Genomic DNA, 22,503 nt, shown 5'->3' with positions numbered 1-22,503 from the left:
AACGTCGGATCGATGTCAAAACGGGCGACCGGGGCAAAAAAAGATTTGCCAAGGCGGGGTCGCGGCGGCGGAATAGGGACAACAGAACCGGGAGGACGTCATGAAACTCGAAGGCGGATGCTATTGCGGCAAGGTGCGCTACGAGGCCGAGGGCGAGCCGATGATGGCGGCGCAGTGTCACTGCCGTGAATGCCAGTACATTACCGGCGGCGGGCCGAACATGTTCGTGGCGATGCCGGTCAACGGCTTCAAATACACCGCAAGTCAGCCGAAGCAGTTCACCCGCAGCGACCTCGAGCGCGCCGTGACGCGCGAATTCTGTCCGGACTGCGGGACCCATATGGTGACCAAGGTCCCCGGCCTGCCCGCCGTAGTCCTGAAGGTCGGAACTTTCGACGACCCCAAGCTCTTCAATCCGCAGGTGGCAATCTACACCTGCGACAAGCAGGCCTTCCATCACGTGCCTGAGGGCATGCCTGCATTCGAGAAGCTGCCGGCGCGGTAACGGCGGAGCGTAACCTGGCTATCTCCGACGACCTCAAGCGGAACGCCGTCCAAAAGCGGGAAGGCTGTAAAATCGGCGCCGGCACCGATGGTTAATCGCGTCTTAACCTCGCCGTATCTATGGTGGTTTGATGGGTTTCCGGGGCTCGCTCAGGTCCTTTGACCGCTTTTGAAAGTACTGGCGTTTCAGACATGGCAATGACCGCCTCTTCCGGCGTGGCGCAGGGCGCTGGCAGTGCAATTCCTGCCGGTCAGGCCGAACGCTCGCCGTTCTTGCGCACGACCGAGCTATTGGCGCCCTATCAGCCAGCCAAGCCATTGATTACGCTGTCCTTGGGCGAGCCGCAGCACCCGGTACCCGATTTCGTCGGGCCGGTGCTGGCCAAACACATCGCCGATTTCGGCCGCTATCCGCTTGCCAAGGGCATCGAGCCGTTTCGACATGCCGCCGCCAACTGGCTTTCGACCCGGTTCCAGCTCCCCCGCCCGATCGACCCCGAGAGCGAAATCCTGGTGCTGAACGGCAGCCGCGAGGGGCTGTTTTTCGCTGCAATCACCGCCGCCCGCTATGTCGGCCCGCGCAAGGGCCGGCCGGCGATCCTGATGCCCAACCCGTTTTATCCGGCCTATGGCGCGGGCGCCCGCGCCGCGGGTTGCGAACTGATCTACCTGCCGACCACGCTCGCCAACGGATTTTTGCCAGATCTCGATTCGCTCGATGAGGCGACGCTGGCCCGGACTGTTGCGATGTTCATCGCCTCGCCCGCCAATCCGCAAGGCTCGGTCGCCTCGCGCGACTACTTCACGCGGCTGAAGGGCCTCGCCGACCGCTACGGTTTCATGATCCTGAGCGACGAGTGCTATTCGGAAATCTACACCAGGCAGGCGCCGGGCAGCGCGCTGGAATGCGCCGGGCCCGATTTCACCAATGTCGTTGCGTTCCAGTCGCTGTCGAAGCGCTCGAACCTGCCGGGCATGCGCGTCGGCTTTGCCGCCGGCGACCGAAAATTCCTTGCGGCCTTTCACGAATTGCGCAATGTCGCCGCCCCTCAGGTGCCGGTGCCGCTGCAGCACGTCGCAGTCGCCGCCTATAGCGATGAAACCCATGTCGAAGAGAACCGCAGGCTCTACCGCATCAAGTTCGATCTCGCCGACCAGATTCTCGGCAGCCGCTACGGTTATGTCCGGCCCGCCGGCGGCTTCTGCGTCTGGCTCGACGTCTCCGATCGCGGCGGCGATGAGGCAACGGCGGTGAAACTTTATCGGGACGCGGGCGTCCGTGTGATCCCCGGAAGTTATCTGTCGCGGCTGCAGAACGACGGCTTCAATCCCGGCGCGGGCTACATCCGCCTTGCGCTGGTCTCCGATAGTGAATCAACGGCCGAGGCATTGCATCGGCTGGTCGAAATTCTGGATTAGTCGCAGGGCCCCATGAGCATGCCAGCGATCGAACGTGTTATTCCCCTGGTCGGCCATCTGCCGGTCTCGATCCGCGAGGCGCTGGCGCGGCGCCTGCGTGAGCTCTCCGGCCTCTGCCTGATCGCGCTGTCCGGCGTCGCGGCGGCGGCGTTGATGACCTGGTCGGTGCAGGACCCGAGCCTGAGCCATGCGACGTCGCGCCCGATCCGCAACGTTCTCGGCTATCCCGGCGCGATCGGCGCCGATCTCTTGATGCAGATTCTCGGTCTCGGCGCGATCATGCTGATCCTCACGGTCGCGGTGTGGGGTTGGCGCATGCTGACCCATCGCACCTTCGACCGCGAAGCGCTGCGTCTCGGGTGCTGGATTCTCTGCACCGTGATCGCGGCTGGCTTTGCAAGCTGCTGGCCGCACGGCGGAGGCTGGGCGCTGCCGACCGGTCTTGGCGGCGTCGTTGGCGATGCGCTGGTGCGCGCACCTGCCGTCGTATTCGGTCCGGCCGGCTTCACCTATCGTCTCGTGCTCGGCATCATCCTGTTTGCGGCGATGTGCACAGCCTTTCTGTTTGCCAGCGGCTGGGGCTCGCGCCCGCGCGATGAAGAGCTGACGCCGATCGAAGACGATGACACCCCGTTCGAAGAAGAGCGCGATCGCAGTTCGGTCTCGCTCGGATGGGTGTATCACGCGCTGATGAGCTTGAAGGCGCGGCTCGGCTGGCTGATGAGCGCGGCCTACCGATCGCTGGTGTCGAGCTCGCCACCGCCTCGCAGGGCCTCGTTCGAACGTCAGGAACCAAGCCTCAGCGGCCGCGCGTCGCCGGCACTGGCTCCGCGGGACGAGGAAGAAGAGGACGAGGAAGAAGAGGAAGACGAGGAGGAGGAGGAAGAAGAAGCTCCCGCCGCTCGCTCGCCGCGCAAGAAGCCCGCACCGCGCGCGGCAGCGCGCAAATCCGACAAATTCGAACTGCCTTCGGTCTCGATGCTGACGGCGCCCAAAGCCTCGGACCGGCAGCCGCTCAGCAAGGCCGAGCTGGAAGCCAATTCGCGCGCGCTCGAAGGCGTGCTCGGCGATTTCGGCGTCCGCGGCGAGATCGTCAAGGCCAACCCCGGCCCGGTCGTGACGCTTTACGAACTCGAGCCGGCGCCCGGCATCAAATCCTCGCGCGTCATCGGCCTTGCCGACGATATCGCCCGCTCGATGAGTGCGCTCTCGGCCCGCGTCGCGGTGGTCGCCGGCCGCAACGCCATCGGCATCGAACTGCCGAACGTGCATCGCGAAAAGGTTTATCTTCGCGAATTGCTCACCACGAAGGACGAGTCGCACGCGAAACTTCCGCTCTGCCTTGGCAAGAATATCGGCGGCGAATCCATCATCATCGATCTCGCCCGCACGCCGCATATGCTGATCGCCGGTACCACCGGCTCCGGCAAATCGGTCGCTATCAACACCATGATCCTCAGCCTGGTCTACCGCCTGCGGCCGGATCAGTGCCGGCTGATCATGGTCGATCCCAAGATGCTCGAACTCTCCGTCTATGACGGCATCCCGCATCTGCTGACGCCGGTCGTGACCGATCCGAAGAAGGCGGTGGTCGCGCTGAAATGGGCCGTGCGCGAGATGGAAGAGCGCTACAAGAAGATGGCCAAGCTCGGTGTGCGCAACATCGACGGTTACAACCAGCGCCTCGTCGAAGCCAAGGGCAAGGGCGAGGAGCTGACGCGCACGGTGCACACCGGCTTCGACAAGGAAACCGGCAAGGCGATCTACGAGGAAGAAAAACTCGAGCTCGAACCGCTGCCCTATATCGTCATCATCGTCGACGAAATGGCCGACCTGATGATGGTGGCCGGCAAGGACATCGAAGGCGCGGTGCAGCGTCTGGCACAGATGGCGCGCGCCGCGGGTCTCCACGTCATCCTCGCCACGCAGCGTCCGTCGGTGGACGTCATCACCGGTACCATCAAGGCGAACTTCCCGACCCGCATCGCCTTCCAGGTCACGTCGAAGATCGACAGCCGCACCATTCTCGGCGAGATGGGCGCCGAGCAACTGCTCGGTCAGGGCGACATGCTCTATATGGCTGGCGGCGGCCGCATCAGCCGTGTGCACGGTCCCTTTGCCTCCGACGAGGAAGTCGAGAAGGTCGTGCGTCACCTCAAGACGCAAGGCGCGCCCGAATATCTGGAAGCGGTTACCGCGGAGGAACCGACCGAGGAAGACGGCGCCGTATTCGATTCCACCGGCATGGGCGCCGATGGCGGCGGCGACCTGTTCGCGCAGGCGGTGGCGATCGTCAAGCGCGACCGCAAGGCCTCGACTTCCTACATTCAGCGCCGGCTGCAAATCGGCTACAATCGTGCCGCCTCGCTGATGGAACGGATGGAACAGGAAGGTATCGTCGGACAGGCGAATCACGCCGGCAAGCGCGAAATTCTGGTCGAGGAGGAAGAGGGCGGATTCTAGGGAATCGGCGCGGAACGGGGCTTCGGCGCAACGATTTTCACGGAAAAACGATATCTCCTTTGGTCGAAAGCACGATAAACTGGCCCCCAGCGGGACGCCTCGTCGAATAGAGATCCGAATACCTGATGACAGAACAATCTACCCATCGCGGGCTGCGCTCCGGACTGGCCCTTCTGATCGCCACTTCCCTCGCGGGCTTCGCGACGCCGGCGCTCTCACAGAATGTGCCGGTTCCGAAGCCCGCGCCCAAGGCCCGCGAGGGCGGCGTGCAGATGAGCGCGCAGGACAAGGTTCCGATGACCACCGGTGCCACCCAGCAGGCGCCGCCAAACCCGGTGATTCCGAACCCGAACCGCAATGTCCCGGCCAACGTTTTTGCCACCTTCGATGCCAACCAGAAGGCGCAGGCTGCCCGGGTGAGTTCCTATCTATCCTCGCTGCAGACGCTGGTCGGAAATTTTGTCCAGGTCGGACCCGACGGCAGCAAGACCAAGGGCGATTTCTACATCCAGAAGCCGGGCAAGGTGCGCTTCGAATATGACGACCCGAGCCCGATCGCGATTGTCGCCGACGGCTCGTCGCTGGCGGTGCGTGACCGCAAGCTTGCGACCCAGGACATCTATCCGCTGTCGCAGACGCCGCTGCGTTTCCTGCTGTCTGACAGGATCGACCTGTTGAAGGACACCAATGTCGTCAGCGTCACGGCCGATGACGTCTTCATCAGCGTCACCATCGAGGAGAAGCAGGCCTTGATCGGCACCAGCCGGCTGATGCTGATGGTCGGCACCAAGGACGGCCAGCTCAAGCAATGGACGGTGACCGACCCGCAGGGCTACGACACCACGGTTGCGGTCTATAATCTCGACTCGTCCAAGAAGGTCGATCCCGGCCTGTTCAAGATCGACTTCACCAACTACATCACGCCGGCGAACTGAGTGCTCGGATTGCTCTTCATCCTCCCCTTGAGGGGAGGATCGGTTCGCATGTCATGCGAACCGAGGTGGGGTGACGGTCTTTCCCCATCCGACAGTGCCCGAGTGGAGAGATCACCCCACCCCGTCTCGCATTCCGCTGTGCTCCATGCGAGCCGACCCGCCCCCTCAAGGGGCGGGTGAAGCGATGCAATCCACTGTGGACAAATGGCGTGCCGTCATCGCCAGCCGTGCTAAGACACGGCCCTCATGCGTTTCTCCCTGACAACGTGGAATATCAATTCGGTGCGGCTGCGCATCGACATCGTCGCCAAATTCCTCAAGACGGCGCGGCCGGACGTGCTGTGCCTGCAGGAAACCAAATGCATCGACGACGCGTTTCCGCTGAAACGGTTCAAGCGTCTCGGCTATGAGCACGTCGCGCTGAACGGGCAGAAAGGCTATCACGGCGTCGCCATCGTCTCGAAGCTGCCGTTCGACAACACTGATATTCGAACCTTCTGCGACAAGATCGATTCACGCCACATCTCGGTATCGTTCGGCGAAAAGGCGCAGCTTGCGAAGCCGGTGGTGCTGCACAATTTCTACGTTCCGGCCGGCGGCGACATTCCCGATCCCGCGCTCAATCCGAAGTTCGATCACAAGCTGAAATTTCTCGACGAGATGAAGGCGTGCGAGCCGCTGCATCCACGCGGCGACGACCGGCATATCCTGGTCGGCGACCTCAACGTGGCGCCGCACGAGAACGACGTGTGGTCGCACAAGCAGCTTCTGAAGGTGGTCTCGCACACGCCGATCGAATGCGAAAAGCTGCTGGCTGCCCAGGCCCATGGCGAATGGTTCGACGTCGCGCGCGAGCGGATTCCACTGTCGGAAAAGGTCTACACGTGGTGGAGCTACCGCGCGGCCGACTGGACGGTCGGCGACCGCGGCCGTCGGCTCGACCACATCTGGGTCTCGCGCGCACTGAAGGACGGTGTCAGCGATTTCAGGATCACCCGCGACGCCCGCGGCTGGGAGCGCCCGTCCGACCACGTGCCGGTGACGGTGACGCTGGATGTGTAGCGATCAAATACTCAGCTTGGCGCCGGCCATCAAAATATCGCTGGCGAGCTGGCTCGTGCGAGTGGCGAGTTCGTCGCGCAGGCGGCGCGCGGCGGCAGGATCGCTTTCGAGCACGCGCTGAAACAGGCTGCGCGCCACGCGGATGACCGAGGAATGATCGAGCGCGACCGCGCTCGACGGTCGTTTCATCGCGACGATCAGCGCCAGTTCGCCGATCAGGGAGCCGGGTCCGGCTACGACTTCCGCGCCGCCATCCTCGACGCGAAACGAGCCGCGCTGAACGATATAGCCGGCATCCGCATCGTCACCGGCATTGAACAGATAATCGCCGGGCGAGAAATCGCGCTGCTCCGAGCCGATCGCCAGCATGCGCAGCGCCGCCGTCCCCAACAGGCGCAATGTCGGGACCCGCTCAAGCAGGGCTACATCATCTTCGATCGACATGGACCGGTGACCGGGATCCGCGGAAAATTACGTATCGTGGCTGCGAAATCGTATCACGGCACCAGCTTGTAGCCACCGGCTTCCGTCACCAGGATTTCCGGGTTGGCTGCATCCTTCTCGATCTTCTGCCGCAGCCGATAGATATGGGTTTCCAGCGTGTGCGTGGTGACGCCCGAATTGTAGCCCCAGACTTCCTGCAGCAGCGTCTCGCGCGAAACCGGCAACTGGCCGGCACGATACAGGAAGCGCAGGATCGCGGTTTCCTTCTCCGTCAGCCGCACCTTTCTGGCATTGGCGGCGGTCAGCATCTTGGAGCCGGGGCGGAAGCTGTAGGGGCCGACGGAGAACACCGCGTCTTCGCTGGCCTCGTGCTGGCGGAGCTGCGCCCTGATCCGGGCGAGCAGGACGGCGAACCGGAACGGCTTCGCGACGTAGTCATTGGCGCCGGATTCGAGGCCCAGAATGGTGTCGGAATCAGTGTCGTGGCCGGTGAGCATGATGATCGGCGCCTTGAAACCGCCCTTGCGGAGGCTGCGTACGACCTCACGTCCGTCGGTATCCGGCAGGCCGACATCCATCAGCACCAGATCGGGGGAGTTGGCCTTGGCGGCGCTGGCGCCCTTGGCGCCGGTATCGACGGCGGAGGCTTCGAACTCCTCGTGCAACGATAGTTGCTCGACCAGCGTGTCGCGCAGATCAGTGTCGTCATCCACGATCAGGATCTTGCGGGCATTGGGCATAGGATACGATCCTCTTGAGGCAGGCGGCGGACACAAGCGGGAGCGTCTCAAGCCGGGTCTTGGTCGATGACAAACCTGATTCGCGGGCAAATTTCGCTAGCAAGCCGGGCCATCAGGGCACTGATTTGTAGTGAGGTAAGAGATTGTTACAGATTCTCAAGCCGATCACAGTCTATCCCAAATTTGAGGCGCGTCTGGATGAATGTCCTGTAATGGCGTCAATTAGAATAGTAACGGCCGGGCAGGCAATCCCCGGCATTGGGCATTGGTATGGAAACCGCTCCGATTTCAATCACTTATAAGACAGCCACGCGTGATCGGCCGCTGGCGGCGATCCGGGTGCGGCAGGCCGCCGGCGACCCCCGCCGGGGCTGGCTGACCGCGGACGGCTGGACGGTGCCGGTGGCACTTGGCCGCGGCGGCATCCTCGCCAACAAGCGGGAGGGCGATGGCGGCACCCCGCGGGGCACGTATTACCCGCTGCAATTGTGGTGGCGCGCCGACCGCCATATCCGACCCCGGACCCATCTGCCGGCCCGGCCCATCCGGCCCGAAGACGCCTGGTGCGAGGACCCGCGCGACCGCCATTACAACCAGCCGATCCGCCTGGTCCGGGATCAGCCCGGCGACCGGCTGACGCGCGAGGACCATCTCTACGACTTCATCGTCGAGATCGATCACAACAGCGCGCCGCGCATTGCCGGTCGCGGCAGCGCCGTGTTCCTGCATCTGGCGCGGACCAATTTCTCGCCGACAGCTGGATGCGTCTCGATGACGAAATCCGCCATGCTGCGGCTGTTGCGGCGCCTGGGCCCGCAGACGAAAATCATGATCGGCTGATGGGGAGTCAAAGGCGATGCTCGACAGACACGCGATAGAAGCCGCGTCAAAGACGTTGCACGACCGCTGGCGCGCCGGCACCAAATTATCCGGCCTCGACGCCTCGCTGCAGCCGCGCGACCGGATTGAGGGCTACGCGATTCAGGCGGCGATCGAAAGATACTCGTCCGAAAGTCTGTTCGGCTGGAAGATCGCGGCCACCAGCGAAGCCGGACAAAAACATATCAACGTCGACGGGCCGATGGCTGGGCGCATCCTGGCCGAGACCGTCATTCCCGATGGCGGAACGGCTTCGATGGCAGGCAACGAAATGCGTGTCGCCGAACCCGAATTCGCCTTTCGCATGCGCGTCGATCTGCCGGCGCGACCGACACCCTATACGGTCCAGCAGGTGCTCGATGCGGTCGACACGCTGCATCCTGCGATCGAGATTCCCGACTCGCGCTTTGCCGATTTCGTCGCTGCCGGCGAAGCGCAGCTCATCGCCGACAACGCCTGCGCGCATCTGTTCGTGCTAGGGCCTGCCGCAACGGCCGATTGGCGCTCGATGGACCTCGTCGAGGAACGGCCGGTCATGACCATGCGCGGCGAAAAATTCGTCGGCCACGGCAAGAACGTACTGGGCGATCCCCGGATAGCTTTGACTTGGCTCGCCAACGAACTGCGCCAGCTTGGAGTGACGCTGAAGGCCGGCCGTGTTGTCACGACAGGCACCTGCCATCCACCGCTGCCGATTCAATCGGGCGATTTTTTCGCGGTTGATTTTGGTGCGCTTGGGAAAGTGTCGGTGGGATTCGCGTAAATTCTCTCGCCGTCATTGCGAGGAGCGACTGCGACGAAGCAATCCATTCTTCCTTTGCGTGGAGAGATGGATTGCTTCGCTTCGCTCGCAATGACGGAAATCTACCGCGCCCCGAAAATCGCCGAGCCCACCCGCACATGCGTCGCGCCCATCTGGATCGCGACCGCGAAATCGGCGCTCATGCCCATCGACAGATTCTTCAGCCCGTTGCGCGCCGCGATCTTGGCCGTCAGCGCGAAATGCGGCGCCGGCGCGTCGTTGACCGGCGGGATGCACATCAGGCCGGAAATGACCAGGCCATACTTGTCGCGGCAAGTCGCGATAAAGGCATCGGCCTCGCCGGGCGCGATGCCGGCCTTTTGCGGTTCCTCGCCAGTGTTGATCTGAACGAACAATTCCGGCCGTTTGTTCTGCGAATTGATTTCCTTGGCCAAAGCTTCGCAGATGGTGGGGCGGTCGACCGAATGGATGGCGTCGAACAGCGCCACGGCCTCCTTCGCCTTGTTGGACTGCAGCGGCCCGATCAGATGCAACGCAATCCCGGGATGGGACGACACCAGCGCCGGCCATTTCCCCTTGGCCTCCTGCACGCGGTTTTCGCCGAACACGCGCTGTCCAGCATCGATAACCGGCGAAATCGCCGCGGCATCAAATGTCTTCGACACCGCGATCAGCGTCACCGATGCACGCTCGCGGCGCGCTTCCTTGCACGCGCGCGCAATGTCCTGCTCCACCTGGGCCAGACCGATTGGTAAAGACTTGGTTAGTGGCGTCGTCATCTCTCTCATCTTGTCGTGTTCCGGCGAGGAGATTTTACGGCATTTCCTCGAATTTTACCAAGTTCGGGAAAGGCTTTTTGAACCCTTCGCTTTACCCTGTGGCGTCGGGGGGCAGGATGTCTGGCGTTACTTTCAACCGCAAGCGGGTCAAGCTCAAGAAGCTGTTCGGAATCCGGGCGCGGCTTGCGATGCTGGCCGTGCTGCTGGTGGCGCCCTTGATGCTGGAGCGCGTCCGCTCGCTTGAAGACACCCGCGCCAGGCAGATCGCCACGGCTTCGGAAGAATACGCCAACATCACCCATCACAGCGCCGAGACCCAGCGCGAGGTAATCTCCTCCGTCGAGACCATGCTGAAATCGGCGGCCTATATCCGCGCCTCCAGCGGCATCGGGCGCAGTTGCGAAATCTTGCGCGCCAGCCTGCCCGCCAACCTGCCCTGGATCCGCAGTATCATGCTGGTGAGCAAGCAGGGCACGGTGCAGTGCTCGACCCTGAACATTCAGGTCGGCCTCAACATCGCTGATCGTGAATATTTCAAGAAGGCGCAGGAGACCCGCGATTTCGTTTTCAGCGATTATCTGTTCGGCAAGACCAACAACCGGCCGATCATGATGGCGGCCTATCCGGTCGCCGCGATCAATCCGGAGGAAGATTCGGTTGCGGTCGCAGGCATCAATATAGACTGGCTGTCGAAGATCATGGCCAACCTCGGCGGAAAGCCGGGCATTTCGGCGCTGCTGATCGATAGTACCGGCGTCGTGCTGGCGGCACCGCCGGATCAGGCCAGCGCGATCGGCCAACCACTCGACAACGTGCCGCTGTTGTCGGCCATCACCTACAAGGCGCTCAGCTCCAACTCCGATACGGGGTCGCTTTCCTTCACCACGATGGACGGCTCCAAGCGCGCCATCAGTTTCGCGCGCATTCCCGGGACGCAGGCGCGCCTGATCGTCAGCGTCGACGAGGCCAAAGTGACGGCGGTGATCAATCGCGAGATCCGCACCGCCTACCTGCAACTTGGGTTCGTCTGCCTGTTCGTGCTGCTCGGCGCGCTGATCGGCGCCGAAAAACTCATCATCAATCCGATTGAAGTCATGACCGGCATGGCCAAGCGGTTCGGCGAAGGCGACTCGACGGCCCGCGTCTCGCGCAGCCGCCTGCCCTCGGAATTCATGCCGCTGGCGCGCGCCTTCAACGCGATGGCGGCCCAGCTCAGCCAGCGCGAGCGCGAGCTGGTCGCAACCAACGACCGGCTCACCGTGATGGCCTCGATGGACATGCTGTCGGGCCTCGCCAACCGCCGCGGATTCCAGAGCCGGCTCGATTTCGAATGGATGAAGGCGCAGCAATATCATAGCGAGCTGTCGCTCCTGATGATCGATGTCGATCATTTCAAGCTCTACAACGACACCTATGGCCACCCGGAAGGCGACGCCTGCCTGACCCGGATCGGCGAAACGCTGGCGGGCATCGCCGCCGACACCATGGGCTTTGCCGGCCGCTATGGCGGCGAGGAATTCTGCCTGCTGCTGCCGAACACCAGCCCGCAAAAGGCGCTCGAGGTCGGCGAAACCGTGCGCGCCACGGTTCAGGGCCTCGGCCTGCCGCACATCACCTCCAACTTCGGGATGGTCACCGTCAGCGTCGGCGTCGCCGCCACGTTGCCGAGCGACACGCAAAGCCCCGGCGACCTGATCGAAGCCGCGGACGCCGCCCTCTACGCCGCCAAGCACCGCGGGCGAAATACCGTGGTCGAGCACGGCTTTGCCCGGTTGGTGGATGAGGCCGGTATGGCGATGGCGGGGTGAGCGGACGCTCGACCTCATCGGTCAAATGGCCGTTCCCGCCCTCCCAACCCGTTGACCCCGCAGCTGCTTTTGTGGCCTAGTCCGCCGTCCTCTGGACGGGACCCGAATCCACAAAAAGCGCTAGCGATTCCATGACCTCCGAACGTTACAACGCCCGTGATTCCGAGCCTCGCTGGCAGCGCCAGTGGGACGAAAAGGCGATCTTCGCCTCGAAAAACGACGATCCGCGGCCGAAATACTACGTGCTTGAGATGTTCCCCTACCCGTCCGGGCGCATCCATATCGGGCATGTCCGGAACTACACGCTGGGCGACGTGCTGGCGCGGTTCATGCGCGCCAAGGGCTTTAACGTGCTGCACCCGATGGGCTGGGACGCGTTCGGCCTGCCGGCGGAGAATGCCGCCATCGAGCGCAAGGTCGCGCCGAAGGCGTGGACCTACGACAACATCGCCGCGATGAAGAAGCAGTTGCGGTCGATCGGGCTGTCGCTCGACTGGTCACGCGAGTTCGCAACCTGCGACCCCAGCTATTACAAGCATCAGCAGAAGATGTTTTTGGACATGCTGCGCGCCGGCCTGGCCGAACGCGAGAAGCGCAAGCTCAACTGGGATCCGGTCGACATGACCGTGCTCGCCAACGAGCAGGTGATCGACGGCCGCGGCTGGCGCTCAGGCGCGATCGTCGAACAGCGCGAGATGAGCCAGTGGGTCTTCAAGATCACGAAGTACTCGCAAGAACTGCTGGACGCACTCGACGGGCTGGACCGCTGGCCCGACAAGGTGCGGCTGATGCAACGCAACTGGATCGGCCGCTCCGAAGGCCTGCTGATCCGCTTCGCGCTGGACCCTGCCACGACACCTGCGGACGAAACCGAACTCAAGATCTTCACGACGCGGCCGGACACGCTGTTCGGCGCAAAGTTCATGGCGATCTCGGCCGACCATCCGCTGGCGATAGCCGCGGCGGCGAAGAATCCGAAGCTTGCCGATTTCATCGCCGACATCAAGAAGATCGGCACCGCGCAGGAAATCATCGACACCGCCGAGAAGCAGGGCTTTGATACCGGCATCAAGGCCGTTCACCCGTTCGATCCGAACTGGAAGCTGCCGGTCTATGTCGCGAACTTCGTGCTGATGGAGTACGGCACCGGCGCCATCTTCGGCTGTCCGGGCCACGACCAGCGCGACCTCGACTTCGTCAACAAGTACAATCTCGGCGTCACGCCGGTGGTCTGTCCCGAGGGGCAGGACCCGAAGAGCTTCGTCATCACGGACACCGCCTATGACGGCGACGGCCGCATGATCAATTCCCGCTTCCTCGATGGAATGACCATCGACGCGGCCAAGGAAGAGATCGCAAAACGGCTGGAATCGGAGATGCGCGGCAACGCGCCGGTCGGCGAGCGCCAGGTGAATTTCCGCCTGCGCGATTGGGGCATTTCACGCCAGCGCTATTGGGGCTGCCCGATCCCGGTCATCCATTGCCCGAAGTGCGACGTGGTGTCGGTGCCGGACGACCAGTTGCCGGTGACGCTGCCGGAGGATGCAACCTTCGACAAGCCCGGCAACGCGCTCGATCATCACCCGACCTGGAAGCATGTCGCCTGCCCGAAATGCGGCGGCAAAGCTCAACGCGAAACCGACACCATGGACACCTTCGTGGATTCGTCCTGGTATTTTGCGCGCTTCACGGATCCCTGGAACGAGAAGGCGCCGACCACACCCGCGGTCGCCAACCGGATGATGCCGGTCGACCAGTATATCGGCGGCGTCGAGCACGCGATCCTGCATCTGCTCTACAGCCGCTTCTTCACCCGTGCGATGAAGGCGACCGGCCATATCAACATGGACGAGCCGTTCGCCGGCATGTTCACGCAGGGCATGGTGGTGCACGAGACCTATCAGAAGGCGGACGGCACCTATGTCACGCCGGCCGAGGTGAAGGTCGAAATCGTCGGCGGCGAACGGCTCGCCACCATGATCTATGGCGACGAACCGGTGACAATCGGCCCGATCGAAAAGATGTCGAAGTCGAAGAAGAACACGGTCGACCCCGACGACATCATCGCGACCTATGGCGCCGACGTTGCGCGCTGGTTCATGCTGTCAGACTCGCCACCCGACCGCGACGTGATCTGGAGCGACGAGCGCGTGCAGGGCGCCTCGCGTTTCGTGCAGCGGCTGTGGCGACTGGTGAACGAATCCGCCGAAATCGCCAAATCGGCCCCCGGCAGCCGACCGGCTGCGTTCGGTCCCGAGGCGCTGGCGCTGCGCAAGGCGGCCCATGGCGCACTGGACAAGGTGTCATCAGGTATTGAACGTCTGCATTTCAATGTCTGCCTCGCCCACATCCGCGAATTCACCAATGCGCTCGCCGAGGTGCTGGGCCGTGAGGGCAAGCTTGGCCCCGACACCGCCTGGGCGGTGCGCGAAGCCGCGACCATCCTGGTTCAGCTCATCGCGCCCATGATGCCCCATCTGGCCGAGGAGTGCTGGCAGGTTCTGGGCCAGCAGGGGCTGATTTCGGAGGCCAACTGGCCCCAAATCGAACGCGATTTGTTGGTTGAAGACACCGTGACGCTGGTGGTCCAGGTCAACGGCAAGAAGCGGGGTGATGTTACCGTGCCACGGGTCGCCCAAAATCCGGAAATTGAGGCTGCCGTTTTGGCGCTCGATGCGGTAAAACTCGCTCTCGGCGGCAAGGCCGTCCGCAAGATAATCGTAGTTCCCATGAGGATCGTGAATGTCGTTGGCTAAGACCCGGATCGCCGTTCGGCTCATCGCCGTCGCCGCTCTGGCGGCGCTCACGGCCGGCTGCTTCCAGCCGATGTATGCCGAACGTACCGACGGCACGCCCGGCTTGCGCGAAAAGCTGATGGGCGTGGAAGTTCCGCCGGTCGATAAGCCGAACGCCTCGCGTGAAGCGCGAATCCAGGTGGAGATCCGCAACGCGCTGGCGTTCAAACTCTACGGCAACGCCACCGGCATGCCGCCGACCCATCGGCTGGTGCTGCGTTTCACCACCACCCGCAACTCGCTAATGATCGATCCCAACACGGCCCTGCCCTCGAGCGAAAACTACGGCATCGACGCGCAGTACAATTTGATCGATCTCACCACCAACAAGTCGGTCATGACCGGGACGACCTTCTCCCGCGTGTCCTATGACATTCCGGGCAATCTGCAGCGATTCGCTCGTGCCCGCGCCTTCCGCGACGCCGAGGATCGCGCCGCCAACGAGATCGCGGAAAACATCCAGACCCGGCTGGCGTCGTTCTTCGTCGCCGGCACCTGACCGCCATTGGTCGCGCTCCGCGGAAAAGACATCGACGCTTTTCTCGCCCGGCCTGATGCCGGCCGTCCGATCATCCTGCTTTACGGTCCCGACGCCGGTCTGGTGCGCGAGCGCGCCGATGCGTTGATTGCGTCGGCCGTCGATGACCCCAACGATCCCTTTTCGCTGGTGCGGCTCGACGGCGACGAGCTCGCGGCCGAGCCATCGCGGCTGGTTGATGAAGCCATGACGATCCCGATGTTCGGCGGCCGGCGCGCGATCCGCGTACGCGCCGGCTCCCGCAGCTTTGCCAGCGGCGTCGACACGCTGGCCGATTCGGCGGTGAAGGATTGCCGCATCGTGATCGAGGCCGGCGAGCTGCGGCCGGAATCGCCACTGCGCAAGGCCTGCGAGCGCGCCAAGACTGCGGTTGCCATCGCCTGCTATCCCGACACCGAGCGCGACCTCGCGAGATTGATCGACGAGGAATTGCGGACATCCAATTTGCGCATCGCCACTGACGCCCGCGCCGTGCTGATGTCGCTGCTCGGCGGTGACCGCCAGGCCTCGCGCAATGAACTGCGCAAGCTCGCGCTCTATTCCCACGGCAAGGGCGAGATCGCGCTCGACGATGTCATGACCGTCGTCTCCGACGCCTCCGAGCTGAAACTCGACCCGATCGTGGACGGCGCCTTTGCCGGCAAGCCGGACCTGGTCGAGAGCGAATTTGCCAAGGCCATGGTCGCCGGCACCTATCCCGGCGTGATCATTTCCGCCGCGCAGCGCCAGGCGGCCTGGCTGCACAAATCGGCGCTTGCGGTCGCGGAGGGCACGCCGGTCTCGACCCTGCTGGAAAGCGGCTATCCGCGCCTGCACTTTTCGCGCAAGGGCGCCGTCGAAATCGCGCTGCGTAATTTCAGCCCGGCGCGACTGGCCGGCATCATCGATCAGCTCGGGACTGCCGCCCTCGACATGCGCAAGCAGGCCTCGCTGGCGTCAGCCATCGGGCTGAGGACGCTGCTCTCGATCGCGGCGAACGCGAAGCGGCGGGGGTAGGATGTCGGATGGGACCAAGGACGTCGTAACGCTTTGGCGTCCGGTAGGACCGACCGATTCCTGGAAAATTACAGCGTTCAGCAAGCCGGCGGCTCCGCGCATTTGGAGTACTGGATTCCTGCAGAAGAAATGGCTGCCTTCAACGATGCCATCGTCGGCGAGATCGAGGTCGTCGCTGAATTCCGCTAACGAGGCGGGCGCTCTTCGTTCCCGGGGCTGCCGCCATTGCGAGCGCGCCGAAGCAATCTATCTCCCGGCGTACGGAGCCGCCGGAAGCAAAATCGCGAAAACAACCCCATGCAAAGTAAGGTGGGCCCGGCTTAGCTCTTCTCCAGCCGCCGCATCACCTCGTCGAGCTGTTCGAGGTTGCGGTAGCTGATCTGGACGGAGCCGCCGGGGTCGCGGTGGTTGACGGTCACGGTGAGGCCGAGCGCATCGCTGACGCGCTTCTCCAGCGCGACCGTATCCGGATCTTTGGTCTTGCCGCCGCCGCCCCTCGCCTTCTGCGGCTTGCGTTCCGGCACGCCCTCTTCATGCGCCAGCGCCTCGGTCTGCCGGACGTTGAGGCCTTCGGCGACGATGCGCTTGGCGGCGGCCAGCGGATCGGGCACGCCGATCAGCGCACGGGCGTGACCGGCCGACAATTCGCCGCTTGAGATAAGGGCCTGCACTTCCGTCGGCAATTTCGTCAGCCGCATCATGTTGGCGACATGGCTGCGGCTCTTGCCGACTTCCTTGGCGATGTCTTCCTGGCTGCGTTTGAATTCGTCGGCCAGCGCGTGATAGCCTTGCGCCTCTTCCATCGCATTGAGGTCTTCACGCTGCACGTTCTCGATGATCATGATCTCGAGCGCGTCAGAGTCGCTGACTTCAATGGGGACGATCGGCACCTCGTGCAGGCTGGCGAGTTGCGCGGCGCGCCAGCGCCGTTCGCCGGCGATGATCTCGTAGCGGTCCTGCGCGCCCTTCACCGGGCGCACGACGATCGGCTGGATCACGCCGTGTTGCTTGACCGAGCTGGCCAGCTCGCCAAGTTCGGTATCGGAAAAGGTCCGGCGCGGGTTGCGCGGATTCGGTTTCAAAAACTCGATCGGCACCTTGCGCTGGTTGCGTGGCCGTTCGGCGTGCGCGGCCTCGCCACCGACATCCCCGATCAGACTTGCGAGGCCACGGCCCAGTCGCGAACCTGTTTTGTCGGCCATCGCCGCCAACTCCCTAGGATTCACTTAAGCTACTCCGGAACTGAATTCGATTGCTTGTAGGGTGGGCAAAGCGAAGCGTGCCCACCGATTTTCGCGACAGATATGGTGGGCACGGCGAAGACGCCTTTGCCCACCCTACGGTTTCTACGTTTCCCTCTAATGCCTCAGCTCGCGCTCGCGCTGGATCACTTCCGTTGCCAGCTTCAGATAGGCTTCGCTGCCGACACATTTGAGATCGTAGACCAGCACCGGCTTGCCGTAGGACGGCGCCTCGGAGATGCGCACGTTGCGCGGGATCATGGTGTCATAGACCTTGCCGCCCATGAACTGCCTGACGTCGGCGACCACCTGGTTCGACAGGTTGTTGCGCGAGTCGAACATGGTCAGCACGATGCCGTGGATCGACAGGTTCGGATTGAGCGTCGAGCGCACCTGCTCCACCGTCTGCAGCAATTGCGACAGACCTTCGAGGGCGAAGAACTCGCACTGCAGCGGCACCAGGATCGCATCCGACGCCGCCATCGCGTTGACCGTGAGAAGGTTCAGCGACGGCGGGCAATCGATCAGCACATAGGTGTAATCGGTATCAGGTGCGGCGTTCTTGTTCAGCGCGGCGATCGCATCGCGCAGGCGGAAGGCGCGGCCGGGCGTGGTGCCGAGTTCGAGCTCGAGGCCCGACAGATCCATGGTCGAGGAGGCGATGTGCAGCCGCGGCACCGCGGTGGCAACCACCGCATCACGCAGCGGCGCTTCGCCGATCAGCACGTCATAGGTCGAGCAGCTGCGGTTGCGGCGATCGATGCCGAGACCGGTAGAGGCGTTCCCCTGCGGATCGAGGTCGACAATCAGGACGCGCTCGCCGATTGCCGCGAGCGCGGTGCCGAGATTGATCGCCGTGGTCGTTTTGCCCACGCCGCCCTTCTGATTCGCGAGCGACAGGATGCGGGGATGGGGCGGTGGGGTTTGGTCTCTATCTTCTTGATATAACTGGTCTAATTCGCTCATGCCCGATCGCCATGTGTGATCGCGGAGGGGTTGCGCCGCTCGATCCGATCGAGTTCGACGATCCAGCCGTGCCCGCCCGTGCGGCTGGAATGGAGTCGCGGTTGAATATTCCAATATTTAGTGGCTTCGGTCAATTCAGCCTCTACATCTTGGCCTTTGAGAAACAACGCTTTCGCGCCGCTGCTCACAAACGGCTCCGCGAAACCGACAAGCTGATGTAATGGAGCCAGCGCCCGCGCAGTGACGCAATCAACGCGGCTTCCAATTCTATCCACAATATCCCCGATTCCCGCCAAATGCACGATCGCAGACGCTGAAGTTATGCGCACTGCCTCGCGCAGGAAGGCCGCTTTTTTGGCGTTCCGCTCGACCAGGTGAACATTCGCGCCCGGCGTTTCCGCCAATGCGCAGGCCAGCACCACGCCAGGAAAACCGCCGCCGCTGCCGAGATCGACCCAGGTCTTGGCCGATGGAGCCAGACTCAAAAGCTGCAGCGAATCGGAGATGTGCCGTGTCCAGAGATTCGGAAGCGTGGAGGGCGCCACGAGATTCGTTTTGGCCTGCCACTCCAGAAGCAGGGCGACATAGCGATCGAGCCGCGCCTCCGTTTCGGATGAAACGGGGGTGAGAGCTAGGCCAGTGGCCTTGTCGGACGGCAAGACTGGGGAGAGGGGGTGAGTGGCGGCTTTCGCCATGGCGGTCCCGACGGGCGGCTTGATCGTAGGATGGGTGGAGCGCAGCGATATCCATCAATCGCTGGCGTGCGGAAGATGATGGGTATCGCTTCGCTCCACCCATCCTACATCAGTGTTTCACGTGAAACAGATTCTTAAGCTGTCGTCTTCGCGCTCTTCCGTCGCGCCTCACGACGGAGATAGGCCGCCAGGATTCCAAGCGCCGCCGGCGTCAAACCGTCGAGTCGACCCGCCTGCCCCACGGTGCGTGGCTGTGCCGCCTGAAGCTTTGACCGCGCCTCGTTCGAAAGGCCCGGCACATCGGCATAGTCGATGCCGGTCAGGACCAAGCCCTCGTCGCGTCGGAATGCATCAACGTCGGCGGTCTGGCGCTTGAGATAGACGTCGTATTTAGCGTCGATCTCGAGATGCACGGCGATCGACGGATCGATGGCGGAGAGCTCCGGCCAGATACCGCGCAGGGTCGTCCACTCGACGTCCGGATAGGCCAGCAGCTCGAATGCCGATCGGCGATGGCCGTCGCGGTTGAGGGCGAGGCCGTGCTTGGCCGCCTCGTTGGGGGTGATGGCCAATGACTTGGCCAACGCCTTGGCGGCTTCCAGCGCAGCCATCTTCTCGCGATGGCGCTCAGAACGCGCCTGCCCGACGCAGCCCAGAGCAATGCCCTTGTCCGTCAGGCGCTGGTCGGCATTGTCGGCGCGAAGGGTCAGACGATACTCCGCCCGCGAGGTAAACATCCGGTACGGCTCGGTGATCCCTCGGGTCACGAGGTCATCGATCATCACCCCGAGATAGCCGTCGGCGCGATCGAACACGATCGGATCAGCACCACCCGCCATCAGCGCAGCGTTCAGGCCGGCAACGATCCCCTGCGCCGCTGCCTCTTCATATCCGGTGGTGCCGTTGATCTGCCCGGCCAGGAAGAGACCCGGCAAACGCCTGGTCTGCAGCGTCGGCTCCAGCTCCCGCGGATCGACGTGGTCGTATTCGATGGCATAGCCCGGCCGGACCATCTTGACCCGCCCAAGTCCGGGAATGGTCGCGAGGATCGCGAGCTGGACCTCTTCCGGCAGCGAGGTCGAGATGCCGTTGGGATAGACGGTGGCGTCGTCGAGCCCTTCGGGCTCCAGGAAGATCTGGTGGCCGTCACGATCGCCGAAGCGGACGATCTTGTCCTCGATCGAGGGACAGTAGCGCGGACCGCTGCTCTTGATCTGGCCGGAATACATCGGGGAGCGATGGACATTGGCCCGGATCACCTCATGGGTGGCCGGCGTCGTCCGGGTGATGCCGCACTGGATCTGCGGCGTCGTGATCCGGTCGGTCATGACGGAGAACGGCTCCGGCGGATCATCTCCGGGCTGCATCTCCACGGCGGACCAGTCGATAGACGTGCCATCGAGCCGGGGCGGCGTGCCGGTCTTCAACCGTCCCAGTGTAAACCCGGCACGCTCGAAGGACGCCGAAAGCCCCATCGCTGGTGCCTCTCCGACGCGGCCGGCGGGCCAGTTCTTTTCACCGAGATGGATGAGACCCCGCAGGAAAGTGCCCGTCGTAATAACGACTGCACCGGCCGCAAGCTCGCGCCCGTCCCCGAGTCGAACGCCCCTCACCCGGCCGTTCGAAACGATCAGCTCGTCCGCCTCGCCTTCGATCACGCTGAGATTGGCCGTCTCCCGGATCACGGTCTGCATGGCGGCGGCGTAAAGCTTGCGGTCCGCCTGGGCGCGCGGACCGCGGACTGCCGGACCTTTCCGGCGGTTCAGCATCCGAAACTGGATGCCCCCGGCATCGGCTACGCGACCCATCAGACCGTCCAAGGCATCGACCTCGCGGACCAGATGGCCCTTGCCGAGACCACCTATGGCGGGATTGCAGGACATCGCGCCGATAGTCGCAAAACGGTGAGTCACCAGCGCCGTCTTCGCACCCATCCGCGCAGCCGCGCTCGCGGCCTCGCAACCGGCATGGCCGCCACCGATGACGATGACGTCGAAGGAGTCTGCCTGGGAGATCATGTCGGGACTTCTATCGCGGAGTTGACAGACCCGAAAGCAGAAGTTTGAGGAAAGTGTTTCACGTGAAACACCGCGCGGACGGCTCGTCCTGTTTCACGTGAAACATGGTTAGCGAAAGGTAAGCAAACGTCACTTACCTACGCAGAATTCCCGGAAGATAACGTCCAGGATGTCCTCGACATCCACGCGGCCCAATAGCCGGCCCAACGAATGGCCGGCTGAGCGCAGTTCTTCTGCCGCCAGTTCTTCGCCCTGCCCGACCACCGCGAGACAACGGCGCAATGCGGCGACCACATCTTCCAATAGCTTCCGTTGCCGGGTCCGGCCGATCAGCCCGCTCTCGCTGCCGCCAAAGTAATTCTGGGCGAACCCGACGAGAGCATTGATCAGCTCCGGCACGCCATCTCCCCGGCTCGCCGAAATCTGGAAACTGGCCTGCCCCGGCTCGGCCAATGGCCGACCCGCCTCCCCGAGATCGATCTTGTTTCGCACCTTCCAGATTGGTGCGCTCCCGTCGTGATGAATCGCCGCCTGCGGAGAGTCCGAGAGCCACAGCACGAGATCCGCATCCGCCGCGCGGGCGCGGGCGCGGCGAACACCCTCCTGCTCCACCGGGTCGTCGGTCTCGCGAATGCCGGCGGTGTCGATCACCGTCACCGGATAGCCGTCGAGATCGAGCTGCACCTCGATGACGTCGCGCGTGGTGCCGGCATGCGGCGACACGATCGCGACCTCGCGGCGTGCGAGCTGATTCATCAGCGTCGACTTGCCGACATTCGGCGGGCCGGCGATCGCGACGACGAGGCCATCGCGAAGCCGCTCGCTCCGCCCCTGCCCCGCCAGCACGTCCTCGATCTCGGACAGCAGCGCTTTGACCTTTGCCAGCGCCGGCGCGATCAACTCCGCCGGCACATCGCCCTCATCAGAGAAATCGATGCCGGCCTCGATCAAGGCAGATGCCTCGATGATCCGCACACGCCAGTCGCGCGCCCGGTCGCCAAGCAGTCCCTTCAACTGGCGCAGCGCCTGGTGCCGCTGCCGATCGGTGTCGGCGTGGATCAGATCGTCGAGGCCTTCGGCTTCGGTGAGGTCGAGCTTGCCGTTCTCGAAAGCGCGCCGCGTAAATTCGCCGGGCTCGGCGGTGCGAACATCAGCGAAGGCGGACAGCGCCGCGAACAAAGCGGACAGCACCGCTCGCCCGCCATGAATGTGAAACTCGGCGACGTCCTCACCGGTCGCGCTGGCTGGACCTGGAAACCAAAACACCACGGCATCGTCGATCGGCCGCTGGCCGACATCCCGAAGCAGGGCGCGGGTCGCCATTCGCGGCGGCGGCAATCTGCCGGCCAGGACCGTCACGACCTCTCCGGCTTGCGGACCCGAGACGCGGACCAAGGCAATCGCACTCGGTGGCCGGCCCGACGACAATGCAAAGATGGTCTGATCCCGCGGATGCAT

Annotated in this window: 19 protein-coding genes; 11 read left to right on the top strand and 8 right to left on the bottom strand. The window is 63.5% G+C overall.

Annotated elements, in window-relative coordinates; all coding sequences use genetic code 11:
* Positions 1–100: 100 nt before the first annotated feature.
* The 5 genes from CQ12_RS06515 to CQ12_RS06495 all read left to right on the top strand — a co-directional run bounded on the left by CQ12_RS06515 (position 101) and on the right by CQ12_RS06495 (position 6,383).
* Positions 101–505 carry a GFA family protein gene (locus CQ12_RS06515; RefSeq protein ID WP_057834520.1) on the top strand — a complete coding sequence of 135 codons (405 nt, stop codon included), beginning with the start codon at positions 101–103 and terminating at the stop codon, positions 503–505.
* A gap of 191 nt (positions 506–696) precedes the next feature.
* Entirely contained in the window at positions 697–1,923 is a 1,227-nt protein-coding gene (locus CQ12_RS06510) for an aminotransferase class I/II-fold pyridoxal phosphate-dependent enzyme (RefSeq protein ID WP_057834519.1), read from the top strand.
* Between the two features lie 12 nt (positions 1,924–1,935).
* On the top strand, positions 1,936–4,386 hold the full coding sequence (locus CQ12_RS06505; protein WP_057834518.1) for a DNA translocase FtsK: 2,451 nt from the start codon (positions 1,936–1,938) through the stop codon (positions 4,384–4,386).
* Between the two features lie 125 nt (positions 4,387–4,511).
* Positions 4,512–5,321, top strand: a complete 810-nt coding sequence (locus CQ12_RS06500) for an outer membrane lipoprotein carrier protein LolA (protein WP_083519154.1) — start codon at positions 4,512–4,514, stop codon at positions 5,319–5,321.
* Positions 5,322–5,567: 246 nt separating this feature from the next.
* Positions 5,568–6,383 carry an exodeoxyribonuclease III gene (locus CQ12_RS06495; RefSeq protein ID WP_057834517.1) on the top strand — a complete coding sequence of 272 codons (816 nt, stop codon included), beginning with the start codon at positions 5,568–5,570 and terminating at the stop codon, positions 6,381–6,383.
* Positions 6,384–6,386: 3 nt separating this feature from the next.
* On the opposite strand, the gene CQ12_RS06490 is transcribed toward CQ12_RS06495, so the two are convergent.
* The gene (locus tag CQ12_RS06490) at positions 6,387–6,827 is read right to left on the bottom strand and encodes a cyclic nucleotide-binding domain-containing protein (protein WP_057834516.1); all 441 of its coding nucleotides are present in this window, start codon (positions 6,825–6,827) and stop codon (positions 6,387–6,389) included.
* 53 nt (positions 6,828–6,880) lie between these two features.
* Positions 6,881–7,567 carry a response regulator transcription factor gene (locus CQ12_RS06485; RefSeq protein ID WP_028348340.1) on the bottom strand — a complete coding sequence of 229 codons (687 nt, stop codon included), beginning with the start codon at positions 7,565–7,567 and terminating at the stop codon, positions 6,881–6,883.
* A 270-nt stretch (positions 7,568–7,837) separates the two neighbouring features.
* On the opposite strand from CQ12_RS06485, the gene CQ12_RS06480 reads away from it, so the two are divergent.
* Together CQ12_RS06480 and CQ12_RS06475 are read left to right on the top strand one after the other, a co-directional pair.
* Positions 7,838–8,407, top strand: a complete 570-nt coding sequence (locus CQ12_RS06480; RefSeq protein WP_057834515.1) for a L,D-transpeptidase family protein — start codon at positions 7,838–7,840, stop codon at positions 8,405–8,407.
* Positions 8,408–8,423: 16 nt separating this feature from the next.
* Positions 8,424–9,209, top strand: coding sequence for a 2-keto-4-pentenoate hydratase (locus tag CQ12_RS06475; protein ID WP_057834514.1), 786 nt, complete (start codon positions 8,424–8,426; stop codon positions 9,207–9,209).
* A gap of 101 nt (positions 9,210–9,310) precedes the next feature.
* Here the strand turns inward: CQ12_RS06475 and CQ12_RS06470 are convergent, their stop codons facing one another.
* On the bottom strand, positions 9,311–9,988 hold the full coding sequence (locus CQ12_RS06470) for a YggS family pyridoxal phosphate-dependent enzyme (RefSeq protein ID WP_198164084.1): 678 nt from the start codon (positions 9,986–9,988) through the stop codon (positions 9,311–9,313).
* A gap of 116 nt (positions 9,989–10,104) precedes the next feature.
* Between CQ12_RS06470 and CQ12_RS06465 the strand changes: the two genes are divergently transcribed.
* The 4 genes from CQ12_RS06465 to holA all read left to right on the top strand — a co-directional run bounded on the left by CQ12_RS06465 (position 10,105) and on the right by holA (position 16,125).
* Positions 10,105–11,796 carry a sensor domain-containing diguanylate cyclase gene (locus tag CQ12_RS06465; protein ID WP_057834512.1) on the top strand — a complete coding sequence of 564 codons (1,692 nt, stop codon included), beginning with the start codon at positions 10,105–10,107 and terminating at the stop codon, positions 11,794–11,796.
* A 131-nt stretch (positions 11,797–11,927) separates the two neighbouring features.
* Positions 11,928–14,552 (top strand): leucine--tRNA ligase, encoded by a 2,625-nt coding sequence (gene leuS, locus CQ12_RS06460; protein ID WP_057834511.1) that lies wholly within the window; start codon positions 11,928–11,930, stop codon positions 14,550–14,552.
* Positions 14,539–15,090, top strand: coding sequence for an LPS assembly lipoprotein LptE (lptE, locus tag CQ12_RS06455; RefSeq protein ID WP_057834510.1), 552 nt, complete (start codon positions 14,539–14,541; stop codon positions 15,088–15,090). The genes leuS and lptE overlap by 14 nt, the downstream gene beginning before the upstream one ends.
* Positions 15,091–15,096: 6 nt before the next feature.
* A complete protein-coding gene (gene holA, locus CQ12_RS06450) occupies positions 15,097–16,125 on the top strand; it encodes a DNA polymerase III subunit delta (RefSeq protein WP_057834509.1) in 1,029 nt (342 codons plus the stop codon).
* Between the two features lie 320 nt (positions 16,126–16,445).
* Here the strand turns inward: holA and CQ12_RS06440 are convergent, their stop codons facing one another.
* The 5 genes from CQ12_RS06440 to mnmE form a co-directional block, all read right to left on the bottom strand.
* Positions 16,446–17,327 (bottom strand): ParB/RepB/Spo0J family partition protein, encoded by an 882-nt coding sequence (locus tag CQ12_RS06440; RefSeq protein ID WP_057834541.1) that lies wholly within the window; start codon positions 17,325–17,327, stop codon positions 16,446–16,448.
* 156 nt (positions 17,328–17,483) lie between these two features.
* Positions 17,484–18,332: a ParA family protein gene (locus CQ12_RS06435; RefSeq protein ID WP_057834508.1), complete on the bottom strand. Its 849-nt coding sequence runs from the start codon at positions 18,330–18,332 to the stop codon at positions 17,484–17,486.
* Entirely contained in the window at positions 18,329–19,027 is a 699-nt protein-coding gene (rsmG, locus tag CQ12_RS06430) for a 16S rRNA (guanine(527)-N(7))-methyltransferase RsmG (RefSeq protein WP_057834507.1), read from the bottom strand. Before rsmG ends, CQ12_RS06435 begins: the two co-directional genes overlap by 4 nt.
* A 134-nt stretch (positions 19,028–19,161) precedes the next feature.
* A complete protein-coding gene (gene mnmG / locus CQ12_RS06425; protein ID WP_057834506.1) occupies positions 19,162–21,045 on the bottom strand; it encodes a tRNA uridine-5-carboxymethylaminomethyl(34) synthesis enzyme MnmG in 1,884 nt (627 codons plus the stop codon).
* Positions 21,046–21,174: 129 nt separating this feature from the next.
* Positions 21,175–22,503, bottom strand: a complete 1,329-nt coding sequence (gene mnmE / locus CQ12_RS06420; RefSeq protein WP_057834505.1) for a tRNA uridine-5-carboxymethylaminomethyl(34) synthesis GTPase MnmE — start codon at positions 22,501–22,503, stop codon at positions 21,175–21,177.

The organism is Bradyrhizobium jicamae, from assembly GCF_001440395.1.
GTDB lineage: Bacteria > Pseudomonadota > Alphaproteobacteria > Rhizobiales > Xanthobacteraceae > Bradyrhizobium > Bradyrhizobium jicamae.
Note: the sequence above shows the minus strand (reverse complement) of the source record. Positions and strands in the feature narration are given on the sequence as shown.